The organism is Nocardia vaccinii NBRC 15922 (genome assembly GCF_001613305.1).
Classification (GTDB): Bacteria; Actinomycetota; Actinomycetes; order Mycobacteriales; family Mycobacteriaceae; genus Nocardia; species Nocardia vaccinii.
In genome coordinates, this window is sequence record NZ_BDCC01000053.1 from 122,259 (window position 1) to 137,499 (window position 15,241).

Genomic DNA, 15,241 nt, shown 5'->3' on the forward strand with positions numbered 1-15,241 from the left:
GACGCCTCCGTCGACGACTTCGAGCAGTTCACAGACCCCGATCCCGACGAGTTCGAGCGTGCACCGGTGACCAGGCCGGAGCAGGGGTCGCCGCTGCGGTCGGCGTTGACGATGACGGGTGTGGCGGCATCGCAGGCGGCGGTGCTCGTCCCGATCCTGTACTACTTCGGTTCGGTGTATACGCGCGCCTATTACGGGTACTTCGGGGTCGATTCGGACATGCTGGGTCTGTCCACGGCGAGCCTGGTGCGCCGATCGATCCTCCCGTCCTGCTGGCCGATCGTCGTCGCGTTCACGGCTCTGATCCTCGCGCTGGCACTGCGACGGCTACCGGCGGCGATCGCCCGCGCGACCCGGCACGCGCACCTTGCGCTGCGCGTCTGGTTCGGGGCGATCGTCACGGTGGGCGTGGTGATGCTCGCGGCGCCGCTGGTGATCGCGGGCAATATCGTCCCGTGGCCGATCCTGTCGAAGGTGGTGCCATACGGGCCCGATGTCGTGCCTGCGGCGTTGATGATCGGCAGCGCGCTGCTCTGCTACGCCACCGTCCTGCGGACCGCGAACGCGTCGGAGACAACGTCGGCCGCACCGAATCCCGGCTGCCCTGCCACCGAACCCAGCCCTGGGCAACAATTCTCGGCGACTGCGGCGGTAATCCTGGTTTCGCTGTTCGTGATCGGATTCGTCGGCGCGATGTGGTGGGTCGGAAACTACGCGGACCGGCAGGGCACCGGCGCGGCTCGGGCACTGGTCGGATCCGGATTCGGCACCAGACCCCGGCTCCTGCTGCTGAGCGTCGACCGGCTCGGCATCGACGGCAGCGGCGTACAAACCAACGAGCTCACCGTCTCCGGCGAGAAGTACCACCACTACTATAGCGGCATCCGCCTGCTCGATCGCTCCGCCGACGCCTACTTCGTGATTCCGGAGCACTGGCAGCCGGGCCGCGACCGCGTCTTCATCATTCCGCGTAACGACGACATCCGCATCGATGTGCTCACCACCCATCCCGTCTCGCAGTAGCGCCACCACCGCGCATCTGGTCCTGCCGCCCCTGATCCGGACCGTCCGGACCCGATCCGGCCGCGGCGCTGTGCTCGCGTAGCGCGCCGACGATGGCGGTCAGCACGCGGTGGGTGGTGCGGAGATCGGCGTCGGGCATATCGGCCATCGCGCTGCGGGTTCGCAGGCTGACGGGCGTGAAGAATCCCGCCGCCACGGTCATGCCGTACCCGCTGTAATGCAGCAGGACGCGGCGCTTGTCCAGCTCGTCGGGTTCACGTTCGATATGCCCGGACTCGATCAGCCGCTCGACGAGATAGGTGATCGCGGCCGGGGACAGGCCCAGCAGAGCGCCGAGCCCGCCCGCGGTGAGCGGCGATCCCTCCGCATCGGCCGTCGCGATGTACATGAGGGCGCGGAAGTCGTTGGGGCGCAGATTGTTCGAGTGCGCGAACAGATGGGAGATCTGGTCCGATACCGCAGTGAGCGCTCGGATATCTCGAGCGATGGCCGCCTCGAGCCCATCGCGTGTCACATCTGCCGAGTCCGCTGCCACCTCGATGCCCTCTGCCACCCCGAACTCCCTTCCGTCGTCGGCGTGCACGGTGCACACAGCGTAATCGTCCGAGCCTGTCGGCTTTGCAGATTGTTTCAGTTTCTGAAATAGTCTTGGTATGGGTGGCTGGGACAGATACGCACGGATCGTCTCCGGACGCAGAGGATGGCTCGCCCTCCTGGCCGCGTTGATCGTCGCGGGCGCGGTGCTGGGACTCTCGGGCGGCGGCGGCTCGAGCGGTTCGGCGCCGAACTCGTTGCCGGACAACGCCGAATCCGCGCAGGTACAACGCCTGCTGCGGGAATTCCCCGGCGGCGATTCCGCGGCGGCGGTCCTGATCGTCACCCGCGCCGACGGCGCGGTGCTGACCCCTGATGATCGGATGCACGCCGGTGCGGCCCTGTCCCGCATGCGCGCCGGTGCGGCCGGGCCGGACCTGCAACTGTCGCCGGATAAGCGTGCCGCCCTCGGGCAGGCCTCGATTCCCGCGGACCTGAACGGATTCGCGCTCACCGATCGGATCGATGAATTGCGCACCGCGGTGCGCGACGGCGCACCGGCCGACCTGCGCCTGTGGATCACCGGCGGGCCGGCGTTCGGGGCGGATATCGCCAATTCCTTCTCCGGCGCGAATACCCTGCTGCTCGCGGTCACCGCCGCCGTGGTGATGGTGCTGCTGATCGGCACGTACCGCTCCCCTGTGCTGTGGCTGATCCCGCTGGCGGTCGTCGCGGTCGCCGACCGTGTCGCGACCGCGGCCGCGAACGCCCTGGCCCAGGTGAGCGGTCTGACGTTCGACGGCTCGACCTCGGGAATCACCAGCGTCCTGGTGTTCGGTGCGGGTACGAACTACGCGCTACTGCTCGTGTCCCGGTATCGCGACGAGTTGTATCGCACCGCAGACCATCGCGCGGCCCTGCGGATCGCGGTGCGGCGGGCCGGGCCCGCGATCGTGGCCAGCAACCTGACCGTGGTGCTGGCCCTACTGACGCTGCTGCTGGCATTGCTGCCCAATACCCGCGGCCTGGGCGCCTTCGGAGCCCTGGGGCTGCTGGTCGCCGCGATCTTCGTCCTGCTCACCCTGCCCCCGGCATTGGCGTTGTTCGGGCGGAAGGTGTTCTGGCCCTTCATTCCTCGCGAAGACGGACATGACACGGCAGCCTCCGGCGCATGGCATGCCGTCGCGGAGAAGGTGGTGCGCCGTCCCAGGGCGGTGGTGTGCGTCTTCCTGATCGCCGCGGCCGCCTGTGCCGGTGCGCTGCCGTTCACCCATGTGGGGCTCGCCCAGTCGGAACAGTTCCGCGTCCATGCCGAATCGGTCGACGGGCTGCGTGCGGTGAGCGAGCATTTCTCCTCCGGCGCGAGCGATCCCACGATCGTGCTGGCGCGCACCGGAGCCGCGTCGCAGGTGCAATCCGTGCTGGATTCCACCGCGGGCGTCGTCCGGGCGACACCGGTTCCGGGCTCGGCGAACGGACTGACCCGCTGGTCGGTGGTGCTGAATGCGGCTCCGGCCTCCGATCCGGCTTTCGCCTCGGTGACTCGTCTGCGCACGGCGCTGGCATCCATACCCGATGCCGGGGCGCTGGTCGGCGGATCCGATGCGGTCGCCCTCGACACCCGCGATGCCGCCCGGCGTGATCAGTATCTGATCATGCCGCTCATCCTGGCGGTGGTGCTGCTCGTCCTGCTGATGCTGCTGCGGGCGGTACCGGCCGCGATCCTGCTGGTGGCGGTCACCGTGATCAGCGCACTGGCCGCGCTCGGTATCGGAAGTCTGCTCAGCACATACGTTTTCGGGTTTCCGGCGCTCGATACCAATGTGCCGCTGTTCGCCTTCCTATTCCTGGTGGCGCTGGGGGTGGACTACACCATCTTCCTGGTCACCCGCGCCCGCGAGGAGACCCCGGGCCACGGGGTGACCGGCGGTATCGTCCGCGCCGTGTCCGCCACGGGAGGTGTGATCACCAGTGCCGGAATCGTATTGGCCGCCGTCTTCGCCGTCCTCGGAATCCTCCCGCTGATCACGCTGACCCAGCTGGGCATCGTGGTGGGCGTCGGAATTCTGCTCGACACATTCGTCGTGCGCACGGTGGCCATCCCCGCACTGTTCGCCCTGATCGGCAGGCAAATCTGGTGGCCCGGAGCGCTTTCGAACACCCGAGCGTGAGCCGCGTAGCTCACAGCGCGCCACCGGCATCGATCAATTGCGTTGTGCCGGTGACGAATTTCGCGTCGTCGGACACCAGGTGCAGCACGGTGTCGGTGATGTCCCCGGGCTCCAGCGCCGCGACCGGCAGCCGATTCAGGGTGCGCGCGGCCTCCTCGAAATCGGCTCGCCCCGGATTCTCCAGATCCGGCCGGAACAACCGGTAGGTGGCGTCGTTGAGAATCATCTCCGTGGCCACGGTGGTCGGATGGATGGTGTTCACCCGGATATCGTGTGAGGCAAGCTCTTTCGCCATCACCTTCATCAGCATGACCAGACCGGCCTTCGCGGCCGAATAGTGCGCCGTGTTCTCGTTGGCGTGCATGGCCGCCAGGGAACTCGTGATGACCACCGCACCGCCGCGTCCGCCCTCGATGATATGCGGAACCGAGGCCTTCAACGACTTCCAGACTCCGGTCAGGTTGATATCGATCATGTCCTGCCAGACCTGCTCGCTCATCTCCAATGTCGGTGCCGGACTGGAAATGCCCGCATTGGCCACGACGATATCGAGTCGTCCGAACGCACTCACCCCCACCCCGACCGCGTCGGCCACGGCCGCATAATCGCGTACGTCCGCATCCCGGGCCACGATCCGACGGCCGGTGGCCTCGACCGCGCGCACCGTTTCGGCCAGATCCTCCGCGCCGGACAGCGAATACGGGACGCTGTCCACCGACCTGGTCGTATCGATGGCGATGACATCCGCCCCCTCTCGCTGGTGCCCGTGGAACTCGCTCCCGGCATCCCGGCGACGCTGGTCGTGGGATATCGCACCGCGCTGCGAATTCTCAACGACCCCGAGCATTTTCCGTCCGATCCCCGGACCTGGGAGCGGAACGTTCCGCACGATTGCCCGGTCCTTCCGGTGTTGCAGTATCGCCCCGCCGCACCGCGCACCGCCGGCGCCGAACACGCGCGCTATCGCGGCGCCACGACCGCCGCTCTGGACGCGGTGAATGTCACCGCGCTGCGCGGCTTCGTGGAGCGAACGGCCGTTTCGCTGATCAACTCGTTCTGTTCCGACGGCTCGGCCGATCTGGTCAGCCAGTACGCCACGCCGCTGTCCTTCGAGATCGTCAACTCGCTGCTGGGGTGTCCACCGGAGATCAGCCGGAAGGCCGCCGCGGCCAGCGCCGCGGTCTTCGATGCCGATGCCGACGCCGAGGAAGGCAATCGGCTGTTCGCCGAGGCGGTACAGGAACTGGTGCAGCTCAAGCGGAATCACCCCGGTGACGACATCACCACCCGGATGGCGCAGCACCCCGCGCAATTCGACGAACTCGAGATGCTGCACCAGGTGCTCGCGGTCTACGGCGTGGGGATGGGTCCGATGCAGAGCCTGGTGATCAACGCGCTGCGCCTGATCATGACCGACGACAGATTCGCCGACGGGCTGCTCGGCGGCGCACTACTGACCCGGGACGCTCTGGATCAGGTCCTGTTCGAGGATCCGCCGCTACCCAACGCGAGCGTCACCTATCCGCGGCATCCCATGCTCATCGACGGTGTCTGGTTACCCGCGCACCAGCCGGTGGTGATCAGCCTGGCCGGCTGCAACAACGATCCCGCCATCGGCGGCGGCTATCACACTGGAAACCGCTCGCACCTGGCCTGGGGCGTAGGCACGCACAGCTGTCCGGCACGGCATATCGCCTACCCGATCGCCGAGGCCGCGATCGAGCAACTGCTCGACTTCCTGCCCGATATCCGGCTCGCGGTTCCGGCCGACGCGCTGACCTGGCGTCCGGGACCACTGCATCGCACCCTCGCCGATCTCCCGGTAACCTTCCCCGCCTGCCCGCCGCTACATCTACCCTGAACTCGTTCGCGGCCGAAAAGCGCTGGGCCGCTCGGCTTTCCGGACAGTGGCGCTGCATGGGAACGGCCGCTCGGTCCGTGGTCGGTAAACTCCCGGCCATGAGCGAGACGGTGACCATGGTGGCGCTACCGGGGACGCTGTGCTCTCCCATCGTGTTCGACCCGTTGGCCGGGGAATTGGCCGGGCGGCCGCAGGTGGATCCGTATTCCTGGCTGACCGAGCCCGGTCCGTGGGATATTCCGTCGATCTCCGCACGAGTGGCCCGCTACATCGAGCGCACCTATCCCGAGCCGGTGCTGGTGTGCGGTCACTCCACGGGCGGAGCGATCACGCTGCACCTCGCGGTCAACCATCCGTCGGTGGTGCGCGGACTGGTGCTGGCCGACACCGGCGCCCAGATGCGCGGCCACGGTGACGTGGACGCCATCCTCGCCCGCGTCCGGAACGATTGGGGCGAGGACCTGCGCGCGGCGGTCCTGGACCGCTCGTTCCACACCCCGCCCGCTCCGCGCCTGCGCGCCGAGCTGCTGACCTGGTCCGCGGCCATCGATCGGCAAGCGGTCCTCGACGTCCTGACCAGTCAACGAGACCTCGACCTGACCGCCGATCTGACCCGAATCCCCCAGCCCGCCATGGTGTTACACGGCCGCCACGACCGCGCCCGCGACCCCGGCCACGGCCGCGATCTCGCCGCCGCCCTACCGAACGCCCAATTCCGCCTCCTGGACACCGGCCACACCCCCATCCACGAGGATCCGGCCGCGGTGGCCGATGCGGTCCGCGCGCTCTTGGCCATGATCTGATTCGGCCGCTCGCCTTTCGCAAGGAGCCGGTCCCCGCAGCCGCACCTGTTCGGCTCCCCGCAGCCGACACCGAACAGGAACGAATTATCCGGGGCCGCCGAAAGGTGCGTCGCATCACCGCGAGCCGATTGAATCACCTTGGGCGGCAACAGCCTCGGTAACAATCGAGCGGCAGCGGCAGCGGGCCGCCGCCCTGTCGGCAGGCGACCTCAGCGGCGCGTGATGGTCACCGAAACATCATGGGCCGCACCGGAAGTGGCTGCGATCTTGACGACCTGGGCCCCGGGCGCGGAGACCACGGTTCCTCCGTCCACCCTGAGATCGTAGCCGCGCGGATAGTGCCGGGCAGGCACGAAGATCTCCGTCCGGGCGCCGGAGGCGAGGTGCGTCCCAGCCGGAGCAGCGGTCGAATAGGTCAGCGTCACAGCCGAAGTGGCGCGATCGAAGTGATACTTCGAGGGTGTGCCCGCGATCGCAGGCGCCCACGGCACGGCCAGCGCGTCGAGTTTGGCCTGTTTGGCGTTGGCCTGGGAGGCGGGTTTGCTCTCGTCGACCAGAAGGCCCTGGTTGTCGGAGTTAGCCGGATCCTGCGGGTGATACACGTAGTAGGCCCAGTAGGTCCACGACCAGAAGTGCTCATCGGCCAGGTCGACGAGCCGGGCGTTGTCGGTGTTCACATCGGTGGCGCCGAATTCGGACAGGAATCCCGGCTCGTCGGCGCGGTCGACCCGCGCGGCGTTCACGGCTACCGCCTGATTCTCCTGCGGCGGGCAGACCACGTCGAAGCCCGGCGGCGTGGGCGCGCCGATGATTCCCGCACCCAGCAGCGGGAAGCAGTAGACGTGGAAGTTGTGGCCCACAGCCGAATCCGCCGGCGCCGCGAGCGCGGTGCTGCCATCGATGGTCGGATCGGATTCGGGGAAGATCACGTGGGTGTCACCGGCGCCGCGTAGCGCGGTGGTCACCCGCCGGTAGAACTGCGTCAGCGCACCCTGCTCGAACGCCGGGCACGCGGCGACGAACGCCTGACAGGAGTAGCCGCTGCCCGCATACGGCTCGTTGAACGGGTCCAGTCCGACGATGTTCGCACGACCCGGGCCGGCGTTCAGAAACCGGATCACATGCTGCCAGGCGTGGATGAAATGCGTTTGGATGCCGACCCCATCGGCGGCCGGCTTGTCGTTCCAGAACGCCTGGAAGTCGTCCTGGGCGTTGCGCGGGTCCGCACCGAGGGTGGCCCACTGCGGAGCGCCGTCACCACTGCCGTTGCCCAGTTGGGGGATGCCCGCAGAGCGGCTCCAGCCGTCCTGATGGAAATCGACGAGTGTGCGGATACCGTGCGCGGCGAGCAGATCGTTGAGCGCGACGATCCGGTGGATGTAGGCGTCGTCGTACACCCCCGGCCGCGGTTCCACCGCCTCCCAGATGAAACCGATTCGGGCGGCGTCGAATCCCTCGCCGGCCAGCAGCGCGGCGTCCGCCGCACCGAAGTTGGCCGGATAGTAGGGCGCGGTCTTGCGCACCAGATTCACCCCGTGCACCGAGATGACCCGCCCCTGCTCGTCGACCAGCCATTTACCCGCCCGAGCGGGCGGGCGAGGGGGTTCCGCCGACGCGCTGGGCGGCACGGCCGCCACCGCCAGCACCATCAGCAGCAGCGCGACCACCCAGGGGCGCCGCAGCCCCGGCCGAGTGGACGCGTCCCGGTGTCTGCCGGGACGAAAGTCGTGGAATCGCATACGTTCTCCTCTTCTGAATGCGATCGCGGGATACCGTCGAGCGGAAGTCATCGGGCCAACAGGATCCGCGCCGCGGCTCGATCCCACTCGGCGACCAGATCCATATCGTCGGGACAACGCAGCCACTGTTCTTCGAGCCCGGTCATGGCCGCGATGAGATGGCGTGCGACAGAGCGCGGTGCGTCCGGCAGCCCGAGCCCCTCGACAAGCCGTGTGAAGGCATCGAGCACCCGTGTCTCACGATCCCGGAAGTACTCGTGGGCCGGATGTTCGCGATACAGGGATTCACTGCGCAACATCGTGTGCAGCCGGACGATCTCCGGCTGAGTCACGTTGCGCGCCACCACGGTACGCAGCGCCTGCCGAGCATCGGCGACGGTCGGCGTCCGCCCGGGCTCCTGCCCGAGTTGCTCGATCACCGCCTCCGTATCGCGTCGATCCCGCTCCTGCAGCAACGCGACCAGCAACTTCTCCTTGGTCCCGACATGATGCAGCACCCCCGCCACGGTGAGCCCACACTCATCGGCGAGCTCCTGAACGCTGAACCCGTAATACCCTCGCTGCCCGATGATCCGGATCGCCTCGGCCAAGATCTGGCCCCGGCGATCCGCCCGCCGCACTCGCCCACCACCCACGACCGCGGTCCCACTCATCACGCATCCTCCGTTACCTACTAAGTACTTAGTAGGTAGCGATCGTAGCGGCTTCCCCCGCCCCGGAAAACCCCCGATCCGCCCGGAAACGATCACCCACAGCCGCTTTCGCGCATAACCGCGTCGGCTGTTCGACGAGAAGACCGAAGTCGTGGACCGGATAGACCACCGTTACCGCATCCTGACAGCGGTCTCCTCAGCGTAGGGTGGCAATCCAGCGACGAGTATCGGCCGGGTCGATGACGTCGTCCAGCTCGCCGACGGTGGCCGCGGTCAGAGCTCTGCCGCTTTCGTAGGCGGCGGCTACGAGGTGGTCGAAGGCGGATTGCCGGGCCGCGGGATCTTCGATGGCGGCCAGTTCCTTGGCGAAGCCCAGGCGGACCGCGCCTTCCAGTCCCATACCTCCGATTTCCCCGGTGGGCCAGGCGATCACGAAGCGGGGAGCCCGAAAGGAGCCCGCGGCCATGGCTTGTGCGCCCAGGCCGTAACCCTTGCGGACGATGACGGTGCCGAAGGGGACGGTGAGTGCGGCCGCATCGATGAACAGCCGGCTGAACCGGGTGACGGTGGCGTCCTTCTCCGCCTCCGGTCCGACCATGAACCCCGGTGTGTCGCAGAAGGATACGATCGGCAGTCCGTGGGCCTGGCACAGCCGCAGGAAGGCGCCGAGCTTATCGGCGGCCGGTGCATCGATCGCGCCGCCGAGATGGTGGCAGTCGTTGGCGATCAGGCCGAACGGGCGTCCCTCGAAACGAGCCAGTGCGGTGACCACTCCGACGCCCCAGTCGCGGCGCAATTCGAGCACCGATCCGCAATCCGCGACGGCCTCGATCACGGAGCGAATTTCGAAGGCGCGCAACCGGTTCTCCGGCACCACATGCCGCGCCGACCGCGGATCGGGCGCCTCCCAGCCGGCCACGGCCCCCTGGAAGTACGCCAGATACCGGCGAGCCAGATCAACCGCTTCGGCCTCGTCGGCGGCGGCCAGATGGACGACCCCGTTGCGACGCTGCACCGCGATCGGCCCGATGTCCTCCGGCGCGTGGACCCCGAGCCCGCCGCCCTCGATCATGGCAGGACCGCCCATGCCGATGTTGGCGTCGGGTGTGGCGATCACGACATCGCACATCCCCAGCAGCGCGGCGTTCCCGGCGAAACAGCGACCGGACACGATGCCGATCAGCGGAACCTTTCCGGACAGCTCACCCATCACGCGGAAGGTGGTGACGTCCAGCATCGAGATGCCGCCGTGGTCGGTGTCGCCGGGCCGCCCGCCGCCACCCTCGGTGAAAAACACCACCGGTAGCCGCTGCTCGTGCGCGAGATGCAGCATGCGGTCGGTCTTGGCGTGATTGCGCACGCCCTGGGTGCCCGCCAGCACCGTGTAGTCGTACGACATCACCACCACCCGCGCCCGATCCACCCCGAATCGGCCCGCGTCGACAGTGGCGACCCCGGCGACGAGGCCGTCGGCCGGAGTGTTGGCGATGAGGTCCTCGGCACTGCGCCGGGCCCGCTGCGCGGCGACGGTGAGCGCGCCGTATTCCACGAAGCTGTCCGCATCGACCAGATCGGCGATGTTCTCCCGGGCCGTGCGCCGGCCGAGCTTGTGCCGTTTGGCAACGGCCGCGGACCGCACCGCGTCGCGAGTGTTCTCGTGCCGGGCCCGCACCTCGGCGAGGTCGGCCCGCTCGGCGTTCAGGTCCACCACCGCGGCTGCGACATCCTCGCCGTCGTGGTCGGCCTCGGTCCAGCTCAACAGCATCGCGTGCGGATCGACGACGTCACCGGGCGCGACCAGCTGCCGCAGCACCCGCAAAGGGGCGTCCGCGCGAACCACGTGCTGCATCTTCATCGCCTCCAGCACGACTACTTCCGCACCGGCGGGCAGGACCGAACCGGGCGCGGCCAGGCTCACCACGGTCGCTCCCATCGGGCTGCGCAGCGCCTGCTCGTCCTCCTCGAGCACGACCTCCACCACGCTCGTCACAGCCGCACGCACCTCCGGTTGCGGCGCGTAATCGGCTGCGCGGGAGAGCAATCGGCCGAGATTGCGCTCGAACCAGGCGGTATCCACCGACTCGTCGCGGGGCAACTCGTCCAGTGCGGCACGCAACACCGCGACGTTGGTGTCCACGCCGGCGATGACCGTCTCGGCCAGTGCATCCGAACACCGTTGCAGCGCAGCGGAATACGATGTCCCCCGGGTGATGATCTTGGCAAGTAGCGAATCGAACAGCGCACTCTGCCGCATCCCCGGATACGCTGCGGTGTCCACCCGCACTCCCGCACCGGTGGGTGCGCCGAACTGGGTCAGAGTTCCGGTACCGGGCAGCAGATCGCCACTCGCACCGACGATCTCGGCATTCACCCGGGCCTGCACCGCGAATCCGCGCGGCGCGGCCTCGGGCAGGTCCAGATCGGCCAGCTGCTGCCCGAGCGCGAGCCGGAACCCGGTCGCGACCAGATCGACCCCGCTCACCTCCTCGGTGACCGTATGTTCCACCTGCAGACGCGGATTCACCTCGAGGAACCACGCCTGTGTGCCGCGAACCAGGAATTCGACCGTGATCACCCCGCGGCATCGCACCGACTCCGCGATCGCGGCCGCATCGCGATGCAGTCGTTCCCGCAGTGCCGCAGGCAGATTCGGCGCGGGTGCCACTTCGAGCAGCTTCTGACGACGGCGCTGCACACTGCAGTCCCGGTCACCGAGAGCGACCGCGTGCCGCCCGTCGGCCACGATCTGCACCTCGACATGCCGTGCACCGGTCATCAGGGCTTCGGCGTAGACGGTGTCGTCACCGAATCCGGCCAGCGCCTCGGCACGACACCGTTCATATGCCTCGGCCAGCTCGCCGGGCTCACGCACCGAACGCATCCCGCGCCCGCCGCCACCCGCGGCCGCCTTGAGCATCACCCCACCCGGATGCTCGGCCAGCAGAGCGGCGATTCCGTCGAGCCCGGCATCGGCCGAGGTGGCGGGCAGCACCGCCGTTCCGGTCGCCTCTGCCGCCGCCCGAGCCGCGACCTTGTCCCCGAAGATCCGCAACACCTCCGGCGAAGGGCCTACGAAGACGAGTCCGGCCGCCGCGCATGCGGCCGCGAAATCAGCACTCTCACTGAGGAATCCGTATCCGGGATGAACCAGCGCTCCGCCGCGGCCCGCCGCGGATACCACCGCGGCGATGTCCAGATACGCCGCGGCCCCGCCACCGGGCAGTGCGACCGCCTCGTCGGCCAGGCGCGCGGGCAGTCCGGCGGATTCCTCGGCGGTGTGCATCACCAGCGTCGAATATCCGCACTCCCGGGCGGTCCGCACGATCCGGACCGCGACCTCGCCCCTGTTGGCCACCGCAACACGCATGCCCTCAGCCTCGCATCCCCGCGCCCGGCTCGCGGCCCGGGGTGATCTTCCTCGGGATGCGGCGCGGCCCCCGCCGACCACCTGGGCGCACTGATCGCGCCTCGACACTCGCCCCCCCCCCCGCAACCGTGCCGGGTGTTCACCCATCGACACCCGGCACGGTCCGATGACATTCGGCCTGTCTCGTTGTCATCGAATCCCATTATCACACAATGGAATTCAGCAACGGAAGACTAGCCGACCGTGATGTTCTCGGTGAACGTCTGCGCGGGAGCCGATCCCGCCCGCACCGAGATCAGACGCAGGGTGGTGTGGCCGCGTCCCGCGGCGGTGAAGGTCCACACACTGGTACCCGCCGCGCCCGGAATGGGGTTGTTCGAACGGAACTGTGGCGTGCCCTCCTGGTGCAGCACGCCCTGATCGATCGGGCTCAGCTGCCAGACATAGCCCGAGGACGGATTGTCCGGCAATGCCACCGCCAACTCCTGTCCGACGGACAGGGTCCGGCTCTGCCCGTCCCCGTCGGTTCCGACGATGACCGGCTCGTCCACCGGCGAGGCGGTGGGGATGGCAACCGCCACCGCCACCGCATTCGCACCTCCGGCCGCGAGGGCCAGACCGAGGACAACCATCCGTAAAGGTGTACGCACCGCATTCCTTTCACACTGTCGAGGCGCCCACCTTACCGGCGATCTCGGCCGAACCTCATTTGTGCGCGAAATGCGTTCCCCGGCAGCCGGTTCCGTCAGCTCGGTTGAGCCTCACGCCAGGCCCGTACCGCCGCCAGTTCATCGGCGCGCGGATCCAACCGCACCGCCGGATCGGGGTCGTCGAAGATCCGCACCGCGCGATGACCGGCACTGAACCGTGCCCAGCCGGGATCGCCGTGCGTGGCGAAATCCACCCACGCCCGATGCACCCGATCGGCCAGCGCCTGCGGCGGATTCGGACCGGTCAAACTCGGCGCGGCGTCCAGGCGGTCGAAGACGAACGGCACCTCGAGCACATGGCAGGCGCCCAGGCCCTCGGTGCCCGAACGCCAACCGAATTCGTACATGTACGCCGGTTCACCGGCCGCCGCAACGGCTTCGGCGATACGCACCGAATCCTCCCGGAATGCCACATCGGTGACGATCGCGTTGAATACGTCCGCGGCCGAGGCATCGGGCCGATTGTCCGCGTAGATCTGAGCCAGCGCGGTGTCCAGACCGTAACGGTGCAGCACCATCGGCAGCGTCCGGTCGGTGATGGCCGCGGCCAGCCCGGCGGGCACGGTGAAGAAGCGGAACTCCTCCGCGGTGCATCCGATCAGCAGTGGCACGGCCCGATCCGGTTGCGCGGCAAGGGCGGTGCTGGACAGATCCTCGATCAACTCGCCATCGATCACCGGGAACAGGCTCATCACGCCCAATCCGCGGCTGATCACGGTCTCCCCCCAGCGCGCCGGATCCGGATCCTGCATCAGCTCCAGCGCCATCGCGTCCTGTGCGGCCCGCAACCGATCCGGCCCCAGCTCACCGAACGCCGCCGCGCTCGGTGCGATACCGGCCTTGTCCGCCAGCACCGCGGCCACCCGCCGCGCGTCCTCGGCGCGTGCGATCCCGATCCCGTTGCCGCTCTGGATGATCGCGCGACGGAACAACCCGTCGGTCAGCGGCGAGGCGATCAGCGCGGCGATACTCATCCCGCCCGCGGATTCCCCGAAAACGGTGACATTGCCGGGATCTCCGCCGAATGCCGCGATGTTCTCCTGCACCCACCGCAGCGCGAACACCTGATCGTGCAGACCGCGATTCAGCGGTGCGTCCGGTATCGCGGCGAACCCGGAGACACCCAGGCGATAGTTGATCGATACCGTCACCACACCGTCACGCGCGAAGGATCCGCCGTCGTAGATCGCGCGCGCATTGGACCCGCGCACGAATGCGCCACCGTGGATCCACACCAGCACCGGCAGCCCGGACCCGCCCGCATCGGGAGTCCAGACGTTCACATTCAGGTACTCGTCGCCGGGAATGCCGTCACTGCCCAGCAGCGCGTGAATGGGCGCGGGATACGGCGATTGCGCACACGTCGCGCCGTATTCGAGCGCATCTCGCACGCCGTCCCAGTCCGGCGCCCGGGCAGGCAGTTCGAATCGCGCGGGCCCGACCGGCGCCGCCGCGTAAGGAATCCCCAGAAAGGTGGCGATCCCGTCCCGGGTGACCCCGCGAACCTTGCCGCCCGTCACGGACACGATGGTTTCCACAGCGAACCTCCTCAGTCGTCTGCATTCTGCCTCGCCGGAGTCCGATCCCGGGTTCGCTGCACGATGTGCAGCGTCAACGGGCACAATGCTCGGGTGGTCCCGATTTACTACAGCTTGTTCATGCTCCTGTACGAGAGTCAGCGTCTGCTCGAGTTGCTGCTCGGTCCCTGAATGCCACCCGGCTCGTGGCAGCGGCCCGCTGGTCTCGGGCTATGCCGAACAGGCATCCTCGACACGATCACAGGAACGTGCGAGTCTGATAGTCATCTGAGAACAGCGCAAAGCGGACACTTTCGGCCGATGCCGGGCGTTGACCCGGTAAGCAGGCCCGCGACCACGAAGGAGTTCGTCATGGCCCTCATCGGAGCCCTCATCGGGTACGTGCTGACGCTGTTCATCCTCGTGCTGCTCGCGCGCATGGTGCTGGACTGGATCCAGATGCTCAGCACCTCACCCAGTGCGGAATGGCTGATGAAGGGACGGCGGATCGCCCATTCCTGCACCGAGCCGATCATCGCGCCGGTGCGGCGCGTACTGCCGCCGATCCGGGCCGGCGGTATGTCTATCGACTTGGCGTTCACGCTGGTGTTCATCGCGGCGATCCTCCTGCGCTCGATCGCCTTCAGCCTCTGACCGCGGTCTTGTCCGGTCAGCGGTGGTGTCGCGAGAATTCCTGCCACCCAGTCGAGTAGCCCCTGCACCCGGGACCGGCCCGGCGTTCCCCCGGCGTATTCACTTCTCCGGGAACGACTTCACGAACGCGAAACCGATGGCCACCGCGCTGAGCACGGCAAGGACCGCAATACTCCACATATGAATCCCTTATTCGACTGTGCAACAAG

General features: G+C 68.0%; 12 protein-coding genes. 5 read left to right on the top strand and 7 right to left on the bottom strand.

Translation table 11 applies throughout. The features are described from left to right. The first annotated feature begins 66 nt into the window (after positions 1-66). Complete coding sequence (locus NV1_RS29390) at positions 67-1,023, top strand: hypothetical protein (RefSeq protein ID WP_067898502.1); 957 nt, start codon at positions 67-69, stop codon at positions 1,021-1,023. Here NV1_RS29390 and NV1_RS29395 read toward each other — a convergent pair. Further along, positions 998-1,576, bottom strand: a complete 579-nt coding sequence (locus NV1_RS29395; protein WP_307630414.1) for a MarR family winged helix-turn-helix transcriptional regulator — start codon at positions 1,574-1,576, stop codon at positions 998-1,000. The two genes, NV1_RS29390 and NV1_RS29395, sit on opposite strands and share 26 nt — an antisense overlap. Positions 1,577-1,676: 100 nt before the next feature. Here NV1_RS29395 and NV1_RS29400 point away from each other — a divergent pair, with 100 nt between their 5' ends. Continuing rightward, positions 1,677-3,728, top strand: coding sequence for an MMPL family transporter (locus NV1_RS29400; protein ID WP_067898509.1), 2,052 nt, complete (start codon positions 1,677-1,679; stop codon positions 3,726-3,728). A 10-nt stretch (positions 3,729-3,738) separates the two neighbouring features. Here the strand turns inward: NV1_RS29400 and NV1_RS29405 are convergent, their stop codons facing one another. Beyond that, complete coding sequence (locus NV1_RS29405; protein ID WP_245713978.1) at positions 3,739-4,443, bottom strand: mycofactocin-coupled SDR family oxidoreductase; 705 nt, start codon at positions 4,441-4,443, stop codon at positions 3,739-3,741. Between the two features lie 45 nt (positions 4,444-4,488). On the opposite strand from NV1_RS29405, the gene NV1_RS29410 reads away from it, so the two are divergent. After that, the gene (locus NV1_RS29410; RefSeq protein ID WP_245713979.1) at positions 4,489-5,589 is read left to right on the top strand and encodes a cytochrome P450 family protein; all 1,101 of its coding nucleotides are present in this window, start codon (positions 4,489-4,491) and stop codon (positions 5,587-5,589) included. 98 nt (positions 5,590-5,687) lie between these two features. Beyond that, the gene (locus NV1_RS29415) at positions 5,688-6,392 is read left to right on the top strand and encodes an alpha/beta fold hydrolase (protein ID WP_218027236.1); all 705 of its coding nucleotides are present in this window, start codon (positions 5,688-5,690) and stop codon (positions 6,390-6,392) included. A 209-nt stretch (positions 6,393-6,601) separates the two neighbouring features. Here NV1_RS29415 and NV1_RS29420 read toward each other — a convergent pair whose 3' ends face one another. From NV1_RS29420 to NV1_RS29440, 5 genes are all read right to left on the bottom strand, one after another. After that, entirely contained in the window at positions 6,602-8,131 is a 1,530-nt protein-coding gene (locus tag NV1_RS29420; RefSeq protein ID WP_067898512.1) for a glycoside hydrolase family 5 protein, read from the bottom strand. Positions 8,132-8,178: 47 nt separating this feature from the next. After that, positions 8,179-8,784 (bottom strand): TetR/AcrR family transcriptional regulator, encoded by a 606-nt coding sequence (locus NV1_RS29425; protein ID WP_067898740.1) that lies wholly within the window; start codon positions 8,782-8,784, stop codon positions 8,179-8,181. Between the two features lie 196 nt (positions 8,785-8,980). Beyond that, complete coding sequence (locus NV1_RS29430; protein WP_067898515.1) at positions 8,981-12,151, bottom strand: acetyl-CoA carboxylase family protein; 3,171 nt, start codon at positions 12,149-12,151, stop codon at positions 8,981-8,983. A 233-nt stretch (positions 12,152-12,384) separates the two neighbouring features. After that, positions 12,385-12,783 carry a protease inhibitor I42 family protein gene (locus NV1_RS29435; protein ID WP_067898518.1) on the bottom strand — a complete coding sequence of 133 codons (399 nt, stop codon included), beginning with the start codon at positions 12,781-12,783 and terminating at the stop codon, positions 12,385-12,387. Between the two features lie 113 nt (positions 12,784-12,896). Further along, on the bottom strand, positions 12,897-14,399 hold the full coding sequence (locus NV1_RS29440; protein WP_067898521.1) for a carboxylesterase/lipase family protein: 1,503 nt from the start codon (positions 14,397-14,399) through the stop codon (positions 12,897-12,899). Positions 14,400-14,750: 351 nt separating this feature from the next. Between NV1_RS29440 and NV1_RS29445 the strand changes: the two genes are divergently transcribed. Continuing rightward, a complete protein-coding gene (locus NV1_RS29445; protein ID WP_067898524.1) occupies positions 14,751-15,032 on the top strand; it encodes a YggT family protein in 282 nt (93 codons plus the stop codon). The last annotated feature ends 209 nt before the right edge of the window (positions 15,033-15,241 follow it).